We start from the raw sequence: 22,003 nt of genomic DNA on the forward strand, positions 1-22,003 counted from the left end.
GCCCAGCACTTCGGTCGCCGGAATGACCGGGACGCCGGCTGCGATCGCCACCTTGCGGGCCGAGGCCTTGTCGCCAAGGGCGCGCATGGTTTCGGCCTTGGGGCCGATAAAGGTGATGCCGTTGCGGGCGCAGGCATCGACGAAATCCGGGTTTTCCGACAGCAGGCCGTAACCGGGGTGGATCGCATCGGCGCCGCTTTCCTTGGCGACGCGGATGATCTCGTCGATCGACAGATAGGCCGCCACCGGCCCCAGCCCCTCGCCGATGCGGTAGGCCTCATCCGCCTTGAAGCGGTGCAGGCCGAGCTTGTCCTCCTCGGCATAGACCGCGACGGTGCGCTTGCCCATCTCATTGGCGGCCCGCATCACGCGGATCGCAATCTCGCCGCGGTTGGCGATCAGGATTTTCTTGAAGTCAGTCATAATGGGCTTTCCGTGTGTTGCGGGAATGCAAGTTCGACCCCAAGGGCGCGGGGCCGGTTTCTGTGCGGTTGGGCAAAACCAACGGTGTTCTGTACGCGGAGCTATCCGCCTTTGGGATCCGGCGCATCGGCCTGATGGCGGTCAATTGCTGTCCTTTGCTCTGCAGACAGGCCTTAATCCAGCAGGAGGCCGTGGCCCGTCCGACCGCGGATCGCAGCGACCTTGGCCCGGCCCAGCCGCTCGGTAAGCGTTCCTAACGGATAACCCAGGAACTTGCAGGAACAGATGCGGGTGCCGCTCTCACGGTGGTTCAGAACCAGCCGGCCCATGTTGAAGCCCAGGTCGAACCCTCTGCTCGCAAGCCGGCGGCGCAGGCCGGCCCAACTGGTGGATTGCCGAAATACCGGTTCCAGAAACCTGCGCAGTAAAACCCCGGTTTCACAATCGAGACGATTGCTGTCTTCCGGTCCGCGCCACCGGGTCTGCAATGGACCGGTTTCCGCGACTAGATCAGGTTGATACATCATTCTTCCATCCTCCGATAACGCACGCGGCGTCTCCTGATGCGGAAGCGGCAAAACGTGGCCGGGGCAACCATATCCGTGCGTTGCAATGCGTGAACAAGTCTTGCCGCGGACCCGTGAAACACGCGTGATTACGGAAAACGTCATGCAATCACGGTTCCAGATTGCGGAAAACTGGGGGTTCAGATTTCGAAAAAGAATAACCATTTGATTTAGAAAAGTTTTTTGAGGGAAAATTTTCAGCTTCGCCGCCGCGTGGCAGGATTTCAGGGCCAAGCCGCCGCCGATCTGTTGCAAAACGTTTCGGGAGTTACAGTCTGATGTGCCAGAGATGATACATCATTCAGCCCCGGAGCAATTCAAGACCCCGCGGCAAAGGCGCTGGCCAGGCCATCCATGACCTGCGCACGATAACGGATATCCTCCGCCTCTGACAGAAAGCACAGGCGCGGGCCGGTAATGGTGAGAAGAACCATTCCGACACTGCGGCGATTGTCGTCGGAAATCACGAACAGGCCCTGGCCAGGGCCACGGTAGCGATGCTCTTCGATGAAGCCGGGCAGGGCTTCGCTCTCGGGCCAGGGGCCGGACCCGGTCGTCGTCAACATGCGCGCCAGCGCCGGAGCGTCCTGTTGCCGGGCCGGGCGGAGCGACAGGTTGCCTGTCATGAATTTCGGAGGATGCAGCAGGTGCCATTGTTCGGGCGCCATGACGTAGTCACGGCAAGGCTCGGAGGTTTGCGTGCCGTGAAAAAACATGCGTCTTGCGGCAGGGCAAAGTGAAAATCCAAGTCCGGTCAGAAGCGCGCGCGACGCGAAATTTTCTGCATGACAGGTGGCAGTCAGGGGCGGACCAGCGCTGGCAAAGCGGGCCGCAACGGCCAGTTTCAGCGCCCGCCGCATCAGACCCTGGCGCCAAAACTCCGGTGCCAGCCAGTACCACAGCGATGCACCGATGCAGAGCCCACCCGCCACCTTGTCCTGGTATTCGATGATCCGCAGGTTTTCCCCGGGATGCGCGCCATGGTCCAGAAGCTGGCGCGCTGCCTCGGGCGTGAAAGGCCGGGCGACCGCGGCCAGCCAGCGGGCGATGCGAATATCGTTGAAATGGCCTTTGACCACAGTCAGGTCCGCCGCGGTCAAAGGGCGCAGGCGCTGGTCGCCCTCGGTCAGAATGTCAGGAAAACTCTCCATCATGCCCCGTTGTCCGGCTGCGGTTCCCTGCCAGATGAGCGCAGATCCCGTGCCTGAATCAAGCCAGTGATTCGGATGCTTATCATGTTCGGAAAAATCTTCTGCGGCGCAGCGAAACGGGCTTCGAAACAGAGCGTTACAAAGCCGCGCGCAAAACGTAACGCAATTTTACACATTTTCGGAACGGCCCTCGGAATCCGCAGAAAATCGCGGTTTTCGGCCTTTTCTGATTGAGTCAACGTGCCGCTCGGATACCCTGTGTGCCACCCGGAAAAACGGGGCCCGAGGGAGGGTTGGCCAATGCAAAAAATCTCAAGCAGGCAGCGCAACAGATCACTGGGGGCTTTAGTTCGGCCGGCCGGAGCCCGGCGCCCCGGGCAGGAAGTCCCAGATCGCGGAAAGATCGCTGACCATGCGCAGATGAACCTGCCGGAGAAGGTCGCTCTTGAGAGGATCGTCCAGGTTTTCAACGGCCTTGCGCGCCGTCTGCATGTCCAGAGGATCGCCAGTTTCCAGCGCGCGGTCGATGGCGTCGCGGCAGCTCCGGCCGACACCTTCGGCGGTGCTGCAAACATCCTTCAGCGCCCGGAAAAAGCGGAGATCGGCAGGATCTGTCATCGGATTTGCCTTTCGCTGGGAAAACCGGCGCCGGTTTACAGGGGGCGCCCATGACAGGTCAATCACGCAAAACCGGCGATATCCTTATGGACCGGGTGAAGACCATCCAGGCGATCGCCCAGGCCAATACGGAACAGCTGCGGCTGAACCAGAAGGCCAGCGGCCTGATGGTACTCGAGATGAAGGACATGCAGGACGGGGTCGAAGACCACGCCCACGAGGACGCGCAGGCGCAGAACGACGCAGCGCTCAAGGAAAACACTGAAATGATCAACCGGCTAGAGGCCAGGCTTTCCGCCCTGGACGAGGAATTGGAAGCCGCGATGAAGGAGCAAAGCTGAATGACACAGCACAAGCCGCCGCAAGCAATGACGCTTTTCGACTTGATCGCCCGCACATGGGACGTGAAGATCGAGGTGCGCGCGCTTCAGTTCAATGCCAAGGGGACGTCCCTGGCCGCGCAACTGGCCGATGGCCAAATGGCTTTTGTCTCGGTCCAGGACGCCGAGAGCCCGGACAGCCGGGTACGGGTCGAGGCCGATACCGGGCGGTCGAGCATCCGGCCCCGGTCCAAGCCGCTGCCGCCTCCGGTATTCAGCGAAGCGCCCGCGGCGCGCGTTGATGTGCCGATGTGCCGGCTTGGCGATCAGGGCTTTGCCTTTCCCCATGCCGAGACGGGTGCCCTGTGGCGCGCAACCGCGCGAGGGCAGACCCTGGCAATGAATGCAGCGCGCCAGGATGCGGTCACTGCGTTGGCAACCCTTTCGAGCTCTGGTCAGGTGGCCATCGCGCATGGGTCACGCCTGGCCCTGGTAGCCGAAACCGGCGGGGCTGAGGTGGCTGGTATCAAGCTGGATCACGGCGTTACCCGGATTGCAGTTTCTGGCGATGAATCCTTGTTGGCCTGCTGGGGTGCGGGTCAGGTGAGCATCGTCCGTGCCGAAGACATAACCTGCCTGGCGCAGATCACCTGCGACGGCAAGGTGCTGTGCCTCGAATGGTCTCCCTGCCAGCGCTGGCTGGTGGCGGGCTGCGAAGACAAGGCGGTGCTGCTGGTCGATGTGACCGCGAGCGCCTCGGACCGGATCGTCGATTTCCCGGCACCGGTTCTGTCAGCACAATTCAGCGACCAGGCCAAGGCGGTCATCGCCTCAGGCGCGTTTCGGGTAGTGGGGTGGTCCTTGCCGGACCTGCCGTTCGGCGACCACGCCGGTGCGCCGATCGAGACCGGAAAGCCGGGGCTGACGATTGTCGACTGGGTGGCGGTGCATCCCAAGCGGGATCTCTGTGCGGTTAGCTACGGCTCCGGCCTCGTCATGCTGTGCCGCATCGGACACCCGGATGAAATGCTGGTGCGCGAAGGCACGGGCGCGGCGGTTACTGCGCTGGCTTGGTCCGACGACGGCGCGCATCTTGCTATTGGCGGGGAGGACGGCAGCCTGTCGATCGCTACCTTCCCGAACAACATGTTCAAATAATACCTGAAGGGAGAAGACACATGTCACAAGCACTGTCCGCTGAAGAGCAAAGCAAGGACCGTTATTTCCAAAAACTGGCAAAGGTTGCCGGCGAGATGGTCGAGGAGCACGGCAAGGACTTTGCCGCTGGAGCGCTGGTTCTGGCCGCGCGTTGGGTCTCGGAAAACCGGCTTAGTAAGACAGAGGACGTCAAGCACTAGTGATGTTTGGCCCTCTCTAGCGATGCAGCTGCCGGTGATGATAGGCACTGAATCTGGTTAACGAGTACACAGCTTAGCGGCGCGGCCAGCTCGGCAAGCGAGCTGGCCGACCTTGTAGCATTGGCGGCCGCCGAAAGCGCATCCGTCAACTCAGGCTCAACGAGCTGTGCATAGGCGCAAAGCTCATGAATGCGGAAGGTCGCAAAATGCAGACTGTCGCCATTCAGCAGGACCTCACCATGGGAACGTTTCGGCAACTGACTGTTCAGCGCATTGCTGTGTACCGCCGCGCCAAGCGTGGTCAGCACCGATTTTCGCCACTTTGCGTAATCGGTGTCGGCGGAATGGTCGATGCCCACCGCATAGAGCTTTTCAGAGATCGCGCGGAAGGCGCGGCCCCCGGCAATGTGGCGGCGCCAGAAATCGCTGGCCTCCTCGGCGCTGCGGCAGGCGGCGAAACGCTCCGCAAGCTTGCGGCGGATCAGGACCACCAGCGTCATGTCCACGTCTTCCGACAGCGACCGGGCGATCTGCATCGCAGGCATCGTCAGGTCAGTCAGCGCCAGAAGGCGCAAGGCTGCAAGCTGTTCGGTCAACCGGGCAGAGAGCGCCGTAAGCCCGTGCCATTGCGCCACGGTCAGTCCGTCGGTTTGTCGGTGACGTCCGATGGCCGCGGCCTCGTGCAGGGCCCGAACCCAGAGCACCGCCTGATCATAGAGAAACACCAAGTCGACACTGGTGCTGGCCGGAGCCGCTTCGACCCGCGGCAGAGCGCGGAATCCCGGCAGGCTGCGCAGGCCCAAGCGCCAGCCATGGTCGAAATCCAAACCGGCGGCGGACCAGAGTTGGCGCACCCGTGCCAGAAGCTGCGGCGACAGACCGGGATAGGACCGTTCCGGCGCGGTTCCGTCGAGCGGGATAATACCACCGATTGGGGGATACGGGCTCATTTGGCTGCTTTTCAATGGTTTCTTCGCTTCAGGATAGCCCGTCGCGTGGGCTTGCGGCCAGCGTTTTGTCTGTTGCCGGGACAGGAGACGGTGTCATGCCCCTAGGCACTCATCTGCGCGCGAAGCACAGTCAGGTGTTCAGGCTGGGGCAGGTTGTGACCCTGTTGCAGATGTCCTCCGCCGAACTTGACGAGCATCTGGCCGCGCAAGCGCAGGAGAACCCGATGCTGGTCCTGCGCCAGCGCCGTGCCGCCGTGATGAGCGCCACGGATGTGCTGGAAATGACCGCGGTGGAGCAGGCAAACAGCCTTTACGATCATGTGTTCCATGAATTGGCGGGGCTGATCGGCCAGGGCGGGTTGATGGAAAAACTCATCACGGCGCTGATTGCGGAACTGGAGCCGTCGGGCTGGCTGGGCCGCTCGGCCGAAGCGATTGCCGAAAGCTTGGAATTGAGTGGGGAGTTGGTGGAAACCGCGTTGCGGGTGGTTCAGAAACGTGTCGATCCGGCCGGGCTGTTCGCCCGCGACCTGCAGGAATGCCTGCGGTTGCAGCTGGAAGACCGGGAGGCGATTACCGAGGACATGGCAGTGGTGCTGGATCATCTTCCTGCGCTGGAAAGCGGCGGCCCGGCGGCACTGGTCCGGGCGACCGGGCTGTCACGGGATACGGTACAGGACTGCCTCGCATTGCTTCGCCGGCTCGACCCGAAACCGGGCAGCGGCTTTGTCTCGGATCCCACGCTCACACGCGAACCCGATGTCCGGATCACACCGTCGGGCGACGGATGGGAGATCGAATTCCTGTCGTCGTGGCAAGGGGATATCGAGATCATCAATCTTCCGCGCCGCGGCAGGGCAAGCGAGGCCACAGAAGCACTGGCCAAGGCGCGGGCGCTGAAACATGCGCTTCATGCGCGCGCGTCCGCTCTAAAACAGGTGGTCGGAGAAATCGTGGAGCGCCAGGGCGCTTATTTCCGCTTCGGAGATCGAGCTCTGGCCCCGATGACACTGTCCGAAATTGCGCTGGAAACCGGATTTCACCTCAGCACCGTAAGCCGGGTTCTGAACGGGCTGCTGATCGAAGGGCCGAACGGCATTGTCCTGGCGCGCACCCTGTTTACCGGCACGGCGTCTGCTCAGGCAACCCAGTCCAAGCCGCAGGTTCAGGCCCGTATCCGGGCGCTGTTGGCCGAAGAAGACCGAAAGAAGCCGCTCTCCGACCGGCGGCTGACGGCCATCCTGCAGTCCGAAGGCATCGCAGTGTCACGCCGTGTTGTATCAAACTACCGGCAGGACATCGGCATCCCCGCCGCGGCGAGGCGCCGGCTGCGGGCCTGACGCCGCAACCCCTCGGCGCAGTATCACGCCACAGAAGGGGACATCCGGGTGCGGGTGCGGACCCGCACGGTTCCACCAATGCTGCGGCGCAGAAAAACCGATATTCTTCAGAGGTTTGTGCTGAAAGGCACGGTGCTTTCGGGGTGCGTGATCCGGGATGTGTAACGCGGGTGATTCAGCAAGTGTAACGAAGCGTAAAATCCCTGGAACGGCGATTGTAACGTTATGCGACAATCATTGCATATGCCGCGCCCGGCCTCGGCCTCAAGAAAAGTGCCCCGTGGAAAAATCATCAAAAATTATTTCGTAAAAACAAAAAGATAATAAAATTTTTACGCCGCTTAGGGCGCCTGCCGAATTCTGGAACCGGCCTTGCCAGAAGATAACCACAAGACGCCAGCGCCCGGACAGGACGCTCAAAGAACGAAGGACAGGGAGAGAGACCAGCAGCCGCCGCGATGCAGCGGGCGTGTCGAACTTCTCAACCTTTGCCGAGAACCGGCGCCTCAAGGGGGCGCCAAACCGAAACGGCAAAAGCCGCCAACCGGGCGCCGGGCGACTGGCCCCAGAGCTTTAAGGAGGCTCATGGCATGACTTTGACGCTCAACAAGATCACGTCCCAACGTGGTATCTCGGTAGGGGAGGCCACCAAGAAGATCTCCGATCTCGGATGGAATCCGTCCTACGTCCAGGAAGCCGCCACCTTCCCGACCGACTACAAGATCACCAAGGCCCCGCGCGACCCGATGAAACAGGTCCTGCGCTCCTACTTCCCGATGGAAGAGGAAAAGGACAACCGTGTTTACGGCGCGCTCGACGCGGCGCTGCGCGGCGACATGTTCCGCAATGTGGAGCCGCGCTGGATCGAGTGGATGAAGCTGTTCCTGGCAATCATTCCCTTCCCCGAAATCTCGGCCGCCCGCGCGATGGCGATGGTCGCACGGATCTCTCCCGGCGAGGATCTGCGCACCGGCTTCACCATGCAGATGGTCGATGAATTCCGCCACTCCACGATTCAGATGAACCTGAAGAAGTGGTACATGGAAAACTACATCGACCCGGCCGGCTTCGACATCACCGAAGAGGCCTTCGGTAAGTGCTATGCCACCACCATCGGCCGCCAGTTCGGCGAGGGGTTCATCACAGGCGACGTGATGACCTCGGCCTGTATGTACCTGACCGTTGTCGCGGAAACCGCCTTCACCAACACGCTCTTCGTGGCCATGCCCTCGGAGGCGGCGCGCAATGGCGACTATGCGCTGCCCACGGTGTTCCTCTCGGTCCAGTCGGACGAAAGCCGCCACATCGGCAACGGCCACTCGCTTCTGATGGCCGCGCTGAAGGAGCCGGAGAACCACCTTCTGCTGGAACGCGACCTGCGCTACGCCTTCTGGCAGAACCACGCCATCGTTGACGCCGCCATCGGCACGTTCATTGAGTACGGCACCACCAACCGCGACAAGGAAAAGGAATCCTACGCCGAGATGTGGCACCGGTGGATCTTCGAGGACTACTACCGGACCTACATGCTGCCGCTCGAAAAGTACGGCGTGAAGGTGCACCACGACGACGTTCAGGAAGCCTGGAAGCGGATCACCGAAAAGAACTACGTTCACAAGGTCGCCCAGTTCTTTGCCGTCGGCTGGCCCGTCAACTTCTGGCGCATCGAAGCACAGACTGAGAAGGACTTCGAGTGGTTCGAGCACAAGTACCCCGGCTGGTACGCCGAGTTCGGCGAGTTCTGGAAGTGGTATGCGAAACTGTCGAAGCCGGGTGAGAAAGTTGTCACTTTCAACGAGGACACCGGTTACGTCTATCCGCACCGCTGCTGGTCCTGCCTCGTGCCTTGCCTGATCCGCGAGGACATGGTGGTCGATGAGATCGACGGCGAGCTGCACACCTTCGCCCATGAGCTGGATCGCTGGACCGCGGTCGAGGCATTCTCTGACGAGTATCAAGGCCGGCCGACACCGGCGATGGGCAAGTTCTCGGGCAAGCGCGAATGGGAAACCGTCTATGACGGCTGGGACCTGGCGGATGCCATCAAGGATCTCAACTTCGTCCGCGACGACGGCGAGACCCTGATCCCGCAGCCGCACCTGCGCTTCGACAACAAGGACATGTGGAAGCTGGAGCACGTTCGCGGCCACACCCTGGCTTCACCGTTGAAAGCGCTGCGCGCCATGTCGCCCACCGATCGGGAGGCGCACATCGCAGAGTACCGCGCAGGCTTCACCATCAATCCCTGCAACTGATCACGACCATCGCCGGGGCTGCGTGAGCGGCCCCGGCACCCCCGCAAGCACGGGAGAGGGAGGAAACAACAATGACGGACATCTACAACGTGCGCCTTGAGCCGGTCGGCGTGGAGTTCGAGGTCGAGGACGGTGAATACATCCTTGACGCCGCCTTTCGCCAAGGCATCGCGCTGCCGCATGGCTGCAAGGAGGGCCAATGCTCGGCCTGCAAGTGCGTCCAGCTCGACGGCGAGACCGAGATGGAGAATTACTCGACCTTCGCACTCAACGACATGGAAAAGGACGGCGGTCATATTCTGATGTGCCGCTCGCTGGCGCTCAGCGATCTCGAGATCGAATTGCTGAATTACGACGAAGAGGTGCTGTCCAAGAGCATCCCGGTCAAGCAGTTCACCGGCCGGATCACCGATTTCCAGAAGCTCACCCATGACATTCGCGGAGTCCAGATCGAACTGGATGCGCCTTTGAAATTCTGGGCGGGTCAATATGTCGACATCACGGTCAAAACCGAAGAAGGGGAGGAGATTACACGCTCGTTCTCCATGGCAAATCCGCCGAGCGAAACCCAAAAACTCGGCTTCATCATCAAGAAATACCCCGACGGACGGTTCAGCAACGAGCTCGACGACGGCGGCATCAAGGCCGGAGCAGAAGTCAGCATCGAAGGCCCCTACGGCATGTGCTTCCGACGCGAAGAGCGGCAAGGACCCGTGATCCTCGTCGGCGCCGGCTCGGGCATGTCGCCGGTCTGGTCAATCCTGAATGACCAGGTGACGAGCGGCGAAGATCGTCCGATCTACTTCTACTATGGCGCCCGCACGCAGGACGATCTGTTCCAGCTCGACGAGATAAGCGCCATCACCGACGCCCATCCCAATGTCGAATTCATCCCCGTCCTCAGCCATGAGGAAGAGGGCAATGGATGGGACGGCGCGCGCGGCTTCGTGCACGAATACGTCGACACGCACCTGCGCGAGCTGGGGATCGACGGCGAGGGCGATGTCTATGCCTGCGGCCCGCCGCCGATGATCGACGCGCTGACGCCAGTGCTCTTCATGCACGACTTCGATACCGACCGCATCTTCTACGACAAGTTCACGCCCACGTCCGGTTCTTCGGGCCACTGACGGCCCGAACGCTCGTGACGTGAACGAAACCCAAGGGAGGCAATCATGCCAGCAACATCCAGCTCAGTCGGATCCGGTGCCGCCGGTGCCGCGGAATTCATCGGCTCCAAGAGCCGCAAGTACAATTACTTCGAACCGCGCGGCAAGCGGGCGACCCACTACGAGGACGTCACCGTCGACGTCCAGCCCGATCCCGAACGCTACCTGATCCAGAACTGGATCATCGAGTTCGAGGGAGGCAAGGGCGGCGGTGCCTACCGGAAGGACAACACAGCCGCGCTGTCGTCGAACTGGCACGCCTTCCGCGCGCCCGACCAGGAATGGGAGCGGACTCATTACCAGCGCCAGTCGAAGATCGAGACCATGGTGCAGAACGTGATCTCGAACGCCCGCAAGGCCGGCGCGCACAAGGTCTTCGACAAGAACTGGCAGACCATCCTCCAGAAACACCTGGGCGCGTGGAAGCATGCGGAATTTGGTCTCGGCACCTCGCTCATGCAGGCGCAGCGCTACGGCTATACCCAGATGATCAACAACGCCACGCTGACCAATTCCTCCTACAAGATGCGCCTGACCCAGGACATCACGCTCTACCTGGCCGAGATCGGCATGGACATCGACGGCTGGGATGACACCCTGGGCAAGAAGATGTGGCTGGAAGATCCGGTCTGGCAGCCCTGCCGCGAGGCGATCGAAACGATTATGGGCTCGGAAGACTACCTCGAGCAGTATTTTGCCATCAACATCGTCTTTGAGCCGATGGTGGGTGAGCTAATCCGCTCGGGCTTCTTCATGCAGGCGGCCGCGGCCAACAATGACTTCATCACCCCGCCGGTAATTTCCGCAGCCGAAGCTGACTATGAGCGCAACCTCGCGAACACCGTCGATCTGATCTACCTGCTGGCGCACGACGAAGAGCATGGCGAACACAACCGCGCGCTCTTCAAGTCCTGGCTCTCCAAGCACGGCGACCTGGCGGAAAAGGCCACCACCGCGCTTCAGCCAATCTGGTCGCAGCCGCATTCCAAGCCGGTCTCCTTCGAGGATGTCAAAGCCGTCTCGCAAGAGCGCCTTGGCAGAATCATTGCCGAGCTGGGCCTGTCGTAACTCTCTGAAAAGGAATTGGAATCATGTCTAGCACAGCGCGAAATGCATCCAACCAGAACATCTTCAAATCAATGAAGGAAATCGACCTGACTTCACGCGAGGTCTCGCACCAGTGCGGTGTCACCATGAACGACAGCGTCGAGGCCCGCGCCATCGCCGAGTTCATGGAGGAAAACGATCCCAAGGTCACAATCACCTACAACCCGGCAACCATCCGGATCGATGGCGAGGGCAAGCTGATCTTCAAGATGAGCGAGATCACCGAGTACCTGGGCCGCGAGATGACTGCCGAGACCTTCGAGGTCAACACCTCGACCCACTACGGGCGGATGGTCCGGGTCGACGACGATACCGTGATCCTGTTCGGCGACATGAATGAGGTCATGGAGTACATCTGATCGACCTCTGACAGCTCCGGGGCCGCTGCAGCCGCTACGCCCCGGAGCCCCCAATTTCTCAGCCAACGCAAGGGAGTACACCATGTTCAAGACACCGGATGGAAAAGAAATATTCGTGATCGACGGGCACACTCATTTCTGGGACGGCAGCCCCGAGAACCAGGCGAATGTACACGGTAAGCAGTTTATCGACTGCTTCTATGCCTATCACACCAATCTGAGCCCCGAGGACCAGCTCTGGGAGAAGGCCAGGTTCGAGAAGTACTCCGAGGACGACATCTATCGCGACCTGTTCGTCGACGGACCGGACGACATGGCGATCATCCAGTCGACCTATCTGAACGACTTCTACAAGAACGGGTTCTCCTCAATTGAACGCTCGTCGTCGATGGCCCAACGCCACCCGGAGCGCTTCATCGTCAATGGCAGCTTCGATCCCCGCGATGGTGAAAAGGCGCTGGAATACATCCACTACATGAAGGAAAACTTCGATATCAAGGGCGTGAAAATGTACACGGCGGAGTGGAACGGCGACAGCAAGGGCTGGGCGCTGAACGATCCGGCGGCTTACAAGTGCTTCGAGCTGTGCGAGAAGCTGGGTATTAAGAACATCCACGTCCACAAGGGTCCGACGATCATCCCCCTGTCGAAGGATGCTTTCGACGTTCATGACGTCGACCACGCTGCCACCGATTTCCAGGGCCTCAACTGGATCATCGAACATTGCGGCCTGCCGCGGCTCGATGATTTCTGCTGGATTGCGACCCAGGAAACCAACGTCTATGGCGGCCTGGCGGTGGCGATGCCCTTCATCCATTCGCGCCCGCGCTACTTCGGCGAAGTCATGGCGGAACTGCTCTGGTGGGTCGGCGAGGACAAGCTGCTGTTCGGCTCGGACTACGCGATCTGGACGCCTGGGTGGCTAGTCGAGAAGTTCTGGAACTACCAGATCCCCGAAGACATCTCGGCCGAGCGCGGCGGGGTGCAGCTGACCGACGAGATCAAGGAAAAGATCCTTGGTCTGAACGCGGCAAGGCTATACGGCATCGATGTGGCGGCCAAGAAGGCCGAGCTGGCCGGCGCTCCGGTGCAGATCGCGGCGGAGTAGGGCGATGCTGGTGGCCAATCTCAAGGCAGAGCTGGAAACCGAGGTCTGGGACTGTCTCCACAATGTGACCGACCCGGAACTGGATGAGCCTGTGACAGACATGGGTTTCATCGAGCGGATCGAAGTCAAGGATGCCAAGTCGGTAAAGGTCGAGTTTCGTCTGCCCACCTATTGGTGTTCGCCCAACTTCGCTTTCCTCATGGCCTTTGGCATTCGCAGGGAGGTGACATCGCTGCCCTGGGTAATTGAGGCCGAGGTGCAGCTGAACGATCATTGCTTTGGCGACAAGGTCAACGAGGGCGTAAACAGCGGGCGCGCCTATCACGACATCTTCGCGGAGTACTGCGATGGCGCGAAGCTGGACGAAGTGGTCGAGAAGTTCCTCGCCAAGGCTTTCGACCGGCGGCAGGAAACCGTGCTGCTGGGCCTGCAGGCGCTGGGTCACAGGCCCTCCGAGATTGTCACGATGACGTTGGCCGAGTTGCAACAGGTGACTTTCAACGGCGAAGAGGAGCTGCGGCAACTGCCACGCTACCTCGACCTCTTGGCGGTGCAGGGTCTGGCCACCGAGCCCGACGATCTCGCCTTCACGACGTGGGAGGGGCACGAGATCGCGGTGGCGGATCTCAGCGATCATCTGACACGGCTGCGCAGCACCCGGATCAACATGGAGTTCAACGGCGCGCTCTGCCGGGGACTCGCCAAGACCCGCTACAAGGAGGTCGAGATCGGGCCCGATGGGCCGCAGCTCATCGACTTCATTGCAGGTCACGTGCCGCCTCGGGAAGAGGCCGCAGCGACCGACTAAGGCGCGGACAAACCGAAACTTCAAAAGGAGGCGCCCAGGTATCGGCCTGGGGCGACGGAGGAAGATATGGCTAAACTTATGATACATGGCAAGACTGCCCGCAATGCATTGGCCCGCGGTGTCGCGCGGCTGGCGGCGGCGGTGGAGCCGACGCTGGGCCCAAAGGGTCTGAACGCGATGGTCGACCGCCCGGTCGGCACGCCGCTGGTCACCCGCGACGGGGTCAGCATCGCCACCGAGATCGAGTTGAACGACCGGTTCGAAAACATGGGCGCGCAGGTGGTCCGCGAGGTCTCAATGCAGACCAATGACGTGGCCGGCGACGGAACCACCACCGCCATCGTGCTGGCCAATGCGCTGATCCAGCGCGGCGTGGACCTGACCGACAACGGCGTTAAGCCGGTGGACCTCTGCAAGGGGATCGATCTGGCCGTGGCGCGGGTGATCGATGGGATCGACGCCTCCTCGCTGAGCTGCGACGATCACCCGGAATACCTAGAGGCCGTGGCGCGCGTGTCCTCGACCGACCCCAAGCTTGGCGAACTGGTGGCCGAAGCCTATCGCCGCGTGGGCCGCGACGGGGTGATTTCGGCCGATTTCGGGGTGACCATCGAGACGACGATGGAAGTGGTCGAGGGCATGTCCTTCGAGCGCGGCTACATCTCGCACCACATGGTCACCGACCGAGAGCATATGGAGGCGGTGCTGCGCAACCCGTTGATCCTGCTGACCGACCAGAAGATCCTCAAGCCTGAGATGCTGGATACCGCCATTTCGCTAGCCGAGGGCGAAAACCGCCCGCTGTTGATCGTCGCCGAAGAGATCGCACCGGAAGTGGTGGTAAAGCTCTTGGACAACGGCGGGGCCGGTAAGTTCCTGATCGTGCATCCCCCGGAATACGGCCACTGGCGCACCGCGGTGATGGACGATCTTGCCATCCTGACCGGGGGTGAAGTTCTGGCCCGCGACCTCGGCAAGAAGATCGAGAACGTCACGCTGGCCCAGCTGGGCGGGGCGGAAATGGTGCGCTCACATGCCTCCGGCACCTCGGTGCTGCGTGGCGAGGGCGATCCGGAGGCGATTACCGCCCGCCGCAACCAGGTCCAGCGCCAGCATGATGCGGCCCCGCCGAACATCGAGAAGGACAAGCTGCGCGAGCGGCTGTCTAAACTCACGGGCGGCAGCGCAATCATCTATGCAGGCGGTTTCACCCCGGTTGAGCAGAAGCGCACGATCCAGCTGATCGAGGACGCGCTTTGTGCGGTCCAGGCGGCCGCCGAGGATGGAGTGGTTGCAGGCGGTGGTACGGCGCTAGCGCAGATCTCTGACTGCCTCGACACGCTCGACGCCCTCGGCGACGTGGCCAAGGGTATTCAGCTGGTGCGTTCGATCCTAACCGAACCGGTCCGCCGCATTGCCCGCAATGCCGGGGCCGACGTGGCCGCCGTGGCGCAGGCCGTGGCCGAGGGCCCGTCGGGCCACGGCTACAACGCCGCCGCCGGCACCTACGGCAACATGTTTGAAGTTGGCATCGTCGATCCCGCCCGTGTGCCTGCCAGTGCGTTAGTCAACGCGGCCTCGGTCGCGACGCTGATCCTGACCACGGAAACCCTGATCGGCGATCTCGACGAAGGCGAGGCCGATCCGACCGAAGGCCCCGCCCGCGGTGGCGGTGCCGAGCTTCTGGGCCGCGCCTGAGCGCTGTTTCATACCCGAGAGGCCGGGCATTTCGGCCACTCCCGACAAAAGGAAATAGACAATGAAAGCCGCGAGACTATACGAATACGACCCCGACATGAACGTTGAGTTGAAGATCGAAGACGTCGCCGCGCCCACGATCACGGCCCCGGACGAGGTGATCGTCAAAGTCGGCGCCGCGGGCCTTTGCCGCACCGATCTGCACATCATCGAAGGCGTCTGGAAGGACATCATGGACACCGAGGGCAACCTGCTGCCCTACGTGATGGGCCATGAAAATGCTGGTTGGGTTGAGGACGTGGGCAGCAATGTCACCTCGGTCAAACCCGGTGACGCGGTGATCTGCCACCCGTTCAACGCCTGCGGCATCTGCCTGGAGTGCCGCTATGGCCATGACATGTACTGCGACCACGGCAAGTTCCCTGGTCTCGGGCTGGATGGCGGCTTTGCTGAGTATTTCAAGACCAACGAACGCTCGGTCATCAAGCTGAACACTGGCATCACGCCGCTGAGCGTCGCGCCGATGGCCGATGCCGGGATCACCGCCTACCGCGCCGCCAAGAAGGCCGCGAAACTGCTCAATCCCGGCGGCTATGTCCTGCTTTTGGGCATTGGCGGGCTGGGCCATATCGCGCTCCAGGTGCTCAAGCACACCTGCGGCGCTCGGGTTATCGCGGTGGACCGGGAACCGGCGGCGCAGGTGCTGGCCAAGGAGCTGGGGGCCGACATCGTGCTCGACGGCGGGCCGAACCTCATCGACGAGGTCAAGGACCTGACCGGCGGCGGGGTGCATGTGGCGATTGATTTCGTCGGCGAGCACGGCACCGAGAACATCTGCTGGAAGCTGCTGCGCCAGGGCGGCGAGCTGATCATGGTGGGCTATGGCGGCACGGTCGAAGTGCCGACGCTAGAGCTTGTCGCCAACGAGATCAAGATCGGCGGCAGCCTCGTGGGCGACTTCGTCGAATTGGTCGAGCTGATGGAAATGAACGCAGACGGCAAGGTCACGATGCACCAGACCGAATACAAACTGGCCAACATCAACGAGGCGATTTCTGACTTCAAGGATCGCAAGTTTACCGGACGCGGCGTGATCGTACCCTGACACGCAGTCCGGCTCCCCGAGGCGCGCCGCCTGCGCGCCTTGCCTCGCGGGCCTGCGTCCTTCCCGTCTGCCCGCGAGGCTCCCTACCACCTTCAATGCCGAGGACACCATGGCCAAAGCCATCCATTCCATGATCCGCGTGCTGGACGAAAAGCGCTCGGTCGATTTTTACCGCAGGGCCTTCGGACTGACCGTGGCGGAACGTCTCGATTTCGACGGCTTCACGCTGGTTTATCTGTCCAATGACGAGGCCGTCTTTGAACTCGAACTGACGATCAACAAGGGCCAGACTGAGCCCTACATTCCGGGCAACGGCTATGGCCACTTGGCGGTCTGCGTGCCCGACGTGGCGGCGGAACACGCAAGGTTCGAGGCAGAGGGGCTGAATCCCCGCAAGCTCGTCGATTTCAAACACGAGGGCGCAACGCTCGCCCGTTTCTTCTTCGTTCAGGACCCCGACGGTTACGAGATCGAAGTCCTGCAACGGGCCGGACGCTACCGGTAATCCAGATCAGACAGGGAGGATCCCAATGTCACTACTCAAGCAAGGCATGACCCGCCGCCAGTTGCTGTCGCAAAGCGCGCTCTTCGGTGCGGGCTTCGTTATTGGCGCCGGTTTCGTCGCAGGCAATGCCAGTGCGTCCAATTGGGCGCTCGAGGTCGAACATCTCACGCCCGAAACTATGGCGACGCTTATCCAGATGGCGCGCGATATCTATCCGCACGACCAGGTTGGTGATCAGTTCTATGCAATCGCGGTTAAGGACTACGACAACGCAGAGGCGGTCGAAGCGGTTGAGGCCGGTGTCGCAGCGCTAAACGACGCGGCCAGGGGAGTGGGCTATGCCCGCTACATCGACATCGGCTGGGAACGTGACCGCGCCAATCTGTTGCGCGGTATCGAAGGCACCGCCTTCTTCCAGAAGGTCCGCGGTGGTCTAGTGACCGGTCTCTACAACCAGAAAGCCGTTTGGCCGATCTTCGGATACGAGGGCGAGAGCTTCTCCGAAGGCGGCTACATCGACCGCGGTTTCGACGATATCAACTGGCTTTGAGGGGGCTTGACCAATGAGCGCACCATTTGACCTGACAGACGACAGCGTTGTTGTCGTGATCGGAACCGGCGCCGGCGGCGGCGTCCTGGCCAACGAATTGGCCCAGAAAGGCGTTTCCGTCGTCGCGCTGGAGGCCGGCGGGCGCTACCTGCCCGAGGATTACCTCAACGACGAATGGGACAGCTTCGGCCAGCTTGCCTGGGTCGACCCGCGCACCACCAGCGGTGATTGGCGGGTGTCGAAGGACTTCTCGGGCCTGCCGGCCTGGATCGTCAAGGCGGTCGGCGGTACGACCATCCACTGGGCCGGGGCGTCGCTGCGCTTCCAGGACCACGAATGGAAGGCGCGCAGCACCTATGGCGATGTCGCGGGGGCCAACCTGCTCGACTGGCCGATCGACCCGCGGGAGATGGACGGCTACTACACCCGCGCTGAGAACAAGCTGGGCGTGACGCGCACGGGCGGACGTGCCGGGCTGCCGGGCAACAACAACTTCAAGGTCTTCGAGAAAGGCGCGCGGGCGCTGGGGTATGAAGCGGTCCACACGGGCCGGATGGCGATCAACTCGGCTGACTACGACGAGCGCCCGGCCTGCCAGCAAACCGGGTTCTGTTTCCAGGGCTGCAAATGGGGGGCCAAGTGGTCTGCCGCCTATACCGACATTCCGCGCGGTGAAGCGACAGGTAACCTTGAGGTGCGTGAACGCTGCCATGTTCTGCGGATCGAGCACAATGAGCGCGGCAAGGTCACGGGCGTCATCTATGTCGATGCGGAAGGCAACCAGCAGGAACAGAAGGCGCGGGTCGTCTGTGTTGCAGGGAACTCGATCGAAAGCCCTCGGCTCTTGCTCAATTCCGCCTCGCCAATGTTCCCCGACGGGCTGGCAAACAGTTCCGGCCAGGTCGGGCGCAACTACATGCGGCATGTGACCGGCTCGGTCTATGGGGTCTTTGATCAGCCGGTGCGCATGTGGCGCGGCACGACAATGGCCGGAATCATCCAGGATGAGGCGATAAACGACCCCTCCCGGGGCTTCGTCGGCGGATACGAGCTAGAGACTCTGGCACTGGGTTTACCATTTATGGCGGCATTTCTCGACCCCGGCGCATGGGGACGGGAGTTCACCACTGCGCTCGACCTTTACGAGAACATGGCGGGCATGTGGATCGTGGGTGAGGACATGCCGCAGGAAACAAACTGTATCACGCTCAACACTGGCGTGACTGACCAGTACGGGTTGCCGGTGGCCAACGTGCATTTCGACGATCACCCCAACGACATTGCTATGCGCGATCATGCCTACAGCCAAGGCAAGGCGGTCTACGAGGCGGTCGGAGCGACTCGCATCTTCCCGACGCCGCCCTATCCGTCGACTCACAACCTCGGCACCAACCGTATGTCGGCCAACTCACGCGACGGGGTGGTCAACGCCCATGGCCAGAGTCACGACATCGCCAACTTGTTTGTCTCAGACGGCAGCCAGTTCACGACAGGTGCGGCAGAAAATCCGACGCTGACCATCGTGGCGCTGGCGATCCGGCAAGCCGAGTACATCGCGGAGGAGCTTGGCCGTCAGAACCTCTGACCCCGCGCTGAGACACCGATACAAAACAGAATTTCCAAACCAGGGAGACGAAGATGGACGGAAATGACATGAGGAAGGCGGGCGGATGCCCCGTCATGCATGGAGCAACAAACAAGGCGGGACGCAGCAACCGCGACTGGTGGCCGAACCAGCTGAATATTTCGGTACTGCACCAGCATCAGCCGGTGTCCAGCCCGATGCCTAAAGGTTTCGATTATGCAAAGGCCTTCAAGGCGCTCGATCTGGATGCTGTCAAAGCAGACCTGACCGCGCTGATGACCGATAGCAAGGACTGGTGGCCCGCCGATTACGGCCACTACGGGCCGTTCTTTATACGCATGGCCTGGCATAGCGCTGGCACTTATCGTACCGCCGATGGGCGCGGCGGGGCCTCGGCCGGCAACCAGCGTTTTGCGCCGCTCAATTCCTGGCCGGACAACGGCAACCTTGACAAGGCCCGCCGGCTGCTCTGGCCGATCAAGGAGAAATACGGCAACGCCCTGTCCTGGGCCGACCTGATGATCCTCGCTGGCAACGTCGCCATCGAGAGCATGGGCGGTAAGACCTTTGGCTTCGCTGGCGGGCGCGAGGATATCTGGGCGCCAGAGGAAGACGTCTACTGGGGCGCCGAGGCCGAATGGCTGGCAACCTCCGACAAGCCGAACAGCCGGTATTCCGGGGACCGCGAACTTGAAAACCCGTTGGCTGCTGTGCAAATGGGCCTGATCTACGTCAATCCCGAAGGCCCGGACGGCAACCCAGATCCCATCGCTTCGGGTCGCGACATCCGCGAAACATTTGCCCGCATGGCGATGAATGACGAGGAAACCGTGGCGCTGGTCGCCGGCGGCCACACCTTCGGCAAGGCGCATGGCGCAGGGGACCCGGCGCTGGTCGGGCCGGAGCCCGAGGCTTGCCCGCTGCACGAAATGGGCTTCGGCTGGAAGAACGCTCACAAATCGGGCAAGGGCGTGGACACCACGACGTCGGGTATCGAAGGTCCTTGGACGCCGAACCCGACCGAATGGGACAATGGTTATTTCGACGTGCTCTTCGGCTACGATTGGGAACTGACAAAAAGCCCGGCCGGAGCGCATATCTGGCACGCGAAGGGGCTTTCGGATGAGGATCACGCGCCGGAAGTCGATGCCTCAGTCTCCAAGGTGCCGGTGATGATGACCACTGCCGACATGGCGATGCGGATGGACCCGATCTATGGCCCGATCTCCAAACGGTTCCACGAAAACCCAGAGGAATTTGCCGAAGCCTTTGCCCGCGCTTGGTTCAAGCTGACCCACCGCGACATGGGGCCCAAAGCCTGCTACTTGGGTAAAGAGGTGCCCGACGAGGAACTGATCTGGCAGGATCCGGTCCCGGTCGTGGATCATCCGCTCATCGACGACAAGGATATCGCGTCGCTGAAGGCGGAAATCCTGGGCTCCGGCCTATCGGTCGCCGATATGGTCTGGGTGGCTTGGGCCTCGGCCTCCAGTTTCCGAAGATCAGACAAGCGCGGCGGCGCCAATGGGGCGCGCATCCGTCTTGCCCCGCAGAAGGACTGGGAGGCCAACGAGCCGGAACGCCTGGCACACGTTCTCGACGTTCTTGCCGGCATCACCAGCGCTTTCAACGGCGGCGCGTCTGGTGGAAAAAAAGTGTCTCTGGCAGATGTTATCGTTCTCGCGGGCAATGCGGCCGTCGAAGAAGCGGCAAAAGCCGCAGGCCACGACGTTACCCTGCCGTTCACCCCGGGTCGCACCGATGCGAGCGCCGCCCAAACCGATGCCGAATCCTTCGTTCCGATGGAGCCAATTGCAGACGGTTTCCGAAACTACGAGAAAGCCGCCTATTCGGTTCCGGCCGAGGCACTTCTGGTGGACAAAGCCCAGCTTCTCGGTCTCAGCGCTCCTGAGATGACGGTCCTAGTCGGCGGGATGCGCAGCATAGGCGCAACCCATAAAGGCACGGATACGGGTGTTCTGACAAAGAACACTGGGGCGCTTAGCCCGGACTTCTTCGTCAACATTCTGGACATGGAGACGGAATGGGTGCCGGTCAACGGCGCCGAGCGTGTCTTTGAAGGCTGCGACCGCGTCAGCGGTGCCAAGAAATGGACCGCGTCGCGCGTAGATCTTGTATTCGGATCGAATTCGCAACTTCGGGCGCTGGCGGAAGTCTATGCCAGCCGTGGCAATGAAGGCCTCTTCGTCTCTGATTTCGTAGCGGCTTGGAGCAAGGTTATGAATGCTGATCGGTTCGAATTGAACTGATGCCTGACACGGTGGATCAGACGAAAACCGTATTTGGTTTGTTAGCGAGTATGTCGGGGGCCAGACACGGGTCCCCGACAGGTTGTGTCCGCCATGAATGCCCAGATCGCGGAACCGCGTTTCGCCCACTAGACATGCTCGGAACACAACCAAAAACCGCAAGAAAAAGCCTGTTGCGGCCATATTCGACCCTAAAGTTTTGGCAATTGGCTGCGCAGCCTGCTAACATTTTTGCACGGGAGGAAAAGTAGTGGTGGATATTTTTTCAAAGCGCGACGGTCCGCGTCTTGAAGACGTGAAGGCAAAGCGCCTTCTGTCGGAAAATGCTGGCACGATACGCAAACTTGCGGATCAGATCAGCAATGGCGGATTCAGCCGGATGCAGGCCGAGCAGGCGCGCCGGAAACAAGAGCCGAAGCCCGACGGACTGATCATTCACGACATGAAGGCGCGGGTCACATCCGACGTGCCCGAGCCTTATGTCAAGGTCAGCCTCAACAACCGTGTGGTGCTGGTCGACAAGTCGACAGGCCGCCAGATGCAGATGCTGGGCGAGATCCGCGGCAACTTCATATCGAAAAAATTTATTCTGGCGACGAAGGAAAACGGTTTCTTCTCGCCGCTGGAGGGCGACACTGCCGCCGCGCTGGCGCATTTGGACGGGGTGGAGATGACCGACACCTTTAACGATCGCACCCTTGCAGAGGCGATTGAAGCCTTGCTTGTACCGCAGGACGATTGAACCCTGCCGCGCAATT

At 61.4% G+C, this 22,003-nt stretch carries 22 protein-coding genes; 17 read left to right on the forward strand and 5 right to left on the reverse strand.

What is annotated here, in order from left to right; translation table 11 throughout:
* From GKC28_RS22420 to GKC28_RS22435, 4 genes are all read right to left on the reverse strand, one after another.
* On the reverse strand, nucleotides 1-423 hold a 423-nt coding region (locus GKC28_RS22420), incomplete at its 3' end, for a biotin carboxylase N-terminal domain-containing protein (protein WP_302480816.1).
* A 173-nt stretch (nucleotides 424-596) separates the two neighbouring features.
* The gene (locus tag GKC28_RS22425) at nucleotides 597-1,244 is read right to left on the reverse strand and encodes a hypothetical protein (RefSeq protein ID WP_174149206.1); all 648 of its coding nucleotides are present in this window, start codon (nucleotides 1,242-1,244) and stop codon (nucleotides 597-599) included.
* A 62-nt stretch (nucleotides 1,245-1,306) separates the two neighbouring features.
* On the reverse strand, nucleotides 1,307-2,089 hold the full coding sequence (locus GKC28_RS22430) for a GNAT family N-acetyltransferase (RefSeq protein WP_174149207.1): 783 nt from the start codon (nucleotides 2,087-2,089) through the stop codon (nucleotides 1,307-1,309).
* A 396-nt stretch (nucleotides 2,090-2,485) separates the two neighbouring features.
* A complete protein-coding gene (locus GKC28_RS22435; protein ID WP_174149208.1) occupies nucleotides 2,486-2,758 on the reverse strand; it encodes a hypothetical protein in 273 nt (90 codons plus the stop codon).
* A 50-nt stretch (nucleotides 2,759-2,808) separates the two neighbouring features.
* Between GKC28_RS22435 and GKC28_RS22440 the strand changes: the two genes are divergently transcribed.
* From GKC28_RS22440 to GKC28_RS22450, 3 genes are read left to right on the forward strand one after another with little or no spacing between them, the layout of a single operon-like run.
* On the forward strand, nucleotides 2,809-3,099 hold the full coding sequence (locus tag GKC28_RS22440; RefSeq protein ID WP_174149209.1) for a hypothetical protein: 291 nt from the start codon (nucleotides 2,809-2,811) through the stop codon (nucleotides 3,097-3,099).
* The gene (locus GKC28_RS22445; protein WP_174149210.1) at nucleotides 3,100-4,236 is read left to right on the forward strand and encodes a WD40 repeat domain-containing protein; all 1,137 of its coding nucleotides are present in this window, start codon (nucleotides 3,100-3,102) and stop codon (nucleotides 4,234-4,236) included.
* 20 nt (nucleotides 4,237-4,256) lie between these two features.
* The gene (locus tag GKC28_RS22450) at nucleotides 4,257-4,436 is read left to right on the forward strand and encodes a hypothetical protein (protein WP_174149211.1); all 180 of its coding nucleotides are present in this window, start codon (nucleotides 4,257-4,259) and stop codon (nucleotides 4,434-4,436) included.
* Here the strand turns inward: GKC28_RS22450 and GKC28_RS22455 are convergent.
* Nucleotides 4,433-5,401 (reverse strand): hypothetical protein, encoded by a 969-nt coding sequence (locus GKC28_RS22455; RefSeq protein ID WP_254604360.1) that lies wholly within the window; start codon nucleotides 5,399-5,401, stop codon nucleotides 4,433-4,435. The two genes, GKC28_RS22450 and GKC28_RS22455, sit on opposite strands and share 4 nt — an antisense overlap.
* 80 nt (nucleotides 5,402-5,481) lie before the next feature.
* On the opposite strand from GKC28_RS22455, the gene GKC28_RS22460 reads away from it, so the two are divergent.
* From GKC28_RS22460 to GKC28_RS22525, 14 genes are all read left to right on the forward strand, one after another.
* Nucleotides 5,482-6,726, forward strand: a complete 1,245-nt coding sequence (locus tag GKC28_RS22460) for an RNA polymerase sigma-54 factor (RefSeq protein ID WP_254604361.1) — start codon at nucleotides 5,482-5,484, stop codon at nucleotides 6,724-6,726.
* Between the two features lie 590 nt (nucleotides 6,727-7,316).
* Nucleotides 7,317-8,981: a methane monooxygenase gene (locus GKC28_RS22465; RefSeq protein ID WP_174149212.1), complete on the forward strand. Its 1,665-nt coding sequence runs from the start codon at nucleotides 7,317-7,319 to the stop codon at nucleotides 8,979-8,981.
* Nucleotides 8,982-9,052: 71 nt separating this feature from the next.
* The gene (locus GKC28_RS22470; protein WP_174149213.1) at nucleotides 9,053-10,111 is read left to right on the forward strand and encodes an NADH:ubiquinone reductase (Na(+)-transporting) subunit F; all 1,059 of its coding nucleotides are present in this window, start codon (nucleotides 9,053-9,055) and stop codon (nucleotides 10,109-10,111) included.
* A 45-nt stretch (nucleotides 10,112-10,156) separates the two neighbouring features.
* Nucleotides 10,157-11,218, forward strand: coding sequence for an aromatic/alkene monooxygenase hydroxylase subunit beta (locus tag GKC28_RS22475; protein ID WP_174149214.1), 1,062 nt, complete (start codon nucleotides 10,157-10,159; stop codon nucleotides 11,216-11,218).
* Between the two features lie 23 nt (nucleotides 11,219-11,241).
* On the forward strand, nucleotides 11,242-11,616 hold the full coding sequence (locus tag GKC28_RS22480; RefSeq protein WP_174149215.1) for an MmoB/DmpM family protein: 375 nt from the start codon (nucleotides 11,242-11,244) through the stop codon (nucleotides 11,614-11,616).
* An 82-nt stretch (nucleotides 11,617-11,698) separates the two neighbouring features.
* Nucleotides 11,699-12,724 carry an amidohydrolase family protein gene (locus GKC28_RS22485; RefSeq protein WP_174149216.1) on the forward strand — a complete coding sequence of 342 codons (1,026 nt, stop codon included), beginning with the start codon at nucleotides 11,699-11,701 and terminating at the stop codon, nucleotides 12,722-12,724.
* A 4-nt stretch (nucleotides 12,725-12,728) separates the two neighbouring features.
* A complete protein-coding gene (locus tag GKC28_RS22490; protein WP_174149217.1) occupies nucleotides 12,729-13,532 on the forward strand; it encodes a metal-sulfur cluster assembly factor in 804 nt (267 codons plus the stop codon).
* A gap of 66 nt (nucleotides 13,533-13,598) precedes the next feature.
* Nucleotides 13,599-15,230 carry a chaperonin GroEL gene (gene groEL, locus GKC28_RS22495; protein ID WP_174149218.1) on the forward strand — a complete coding sequence of 544 codons (1,632 nt, stop codon included), beginning with the start codon at nucleotides 13,599-13,601 and terminating at the stop codon, nucleotides 15,228-15,230.
* Nucleotides 15,231-15,291: 61 nt separating this feature from the next.
* The gene (locus GKC28_RS22500; RefSeq protein WP_174149219.1) at nucleotides 15,292-16,335 is read left to right on the forward strand and encodes an NAD(P)-dependent alcohol dehydrogenase; all 1,044 of its coding nucleotides are present in this window, start codon (nucleotides 15,292-15,294) and stop codon (nucleotides 16,333-16,335) included.
* Between the two features lie 109 nt (nucleotides 16,336-16,444).
* Nucleotides 16,445-16,840 carry a VOC family protein gene (locus GKC28_RS22505; protein ID WP_174149220.1) on the forward strand — a complete coding sequence of 132 codons (396 nt, stop codon included), beginning with the start codon at nucleotides 16,445-16,447 and terminating at the stop codon, nucleotides 16,838-16,840.
* A gap of 25 nt (nucleotides 16,841-16,865) precedes the next feature.
* Nucleotides 16,866-17,390 carry a Twin-arginine translocation pathway signal gene (locus tag GKC28_RS22510; RefSeq protein WP_174149221.1) on the forward strand — a complete coding sequence of 175 codons (525 nt, stop codon included), beginning with the start codon at nucleotides 16,866-16,868 and terminating at the stop codon, nucleotides 17,388-17,390.
* Nucleotides 17,391-17,403: 13 nt separating this feature from the next.
* The gene (locus tag GKC28_RS22515) at nucleotides 17,404-18,975 is read left to right on the forward strand and encodes a GMC family oxidoreductase (RefSeq protein ID WP_174149222.1); all 1,572 of its coding nucleotides are present in this window, start codon (nucleotides 17,404-17,406) and stop codon (nucleotides 18,973-18,975) included.
* A gap of 53 nt (nucleotides 18,976-19,028) precedes the next feature.
* Entirely contained in the window at nucleotides 19,029-21,245 is a 2,217-nt protein-coding gene (katG, locus tag GKC28_RS22520; protein ID WP_174149223.1) for a catalase/peroxidase HPI, read from the forward strand.
* A 250-nt stretch (nucleotides 21,246-21,495) separates the two neighbouring features.
* Entirely contained in the window at nucleotides 21,496-21,987 is a 492-nt protein-coding gene (locus tag GKC28_RS22525) for a hypothetical protein (RefSeq protein WP_368041162.1), read from the forward strand.
* Nucleotides 21,988-22,003 lie beyond the last annotated feature (16 nt).

Origin of the sequence: Leisingera sp. ANG59 (assembly GCF_013317235.1) — a bacterium.
Taxonomy (GTDB): Bacteria; Pseudomonadota; Alphaproteobacteria; order Rhodobacterales; family Rhodobacteraceae; genus Leisingera.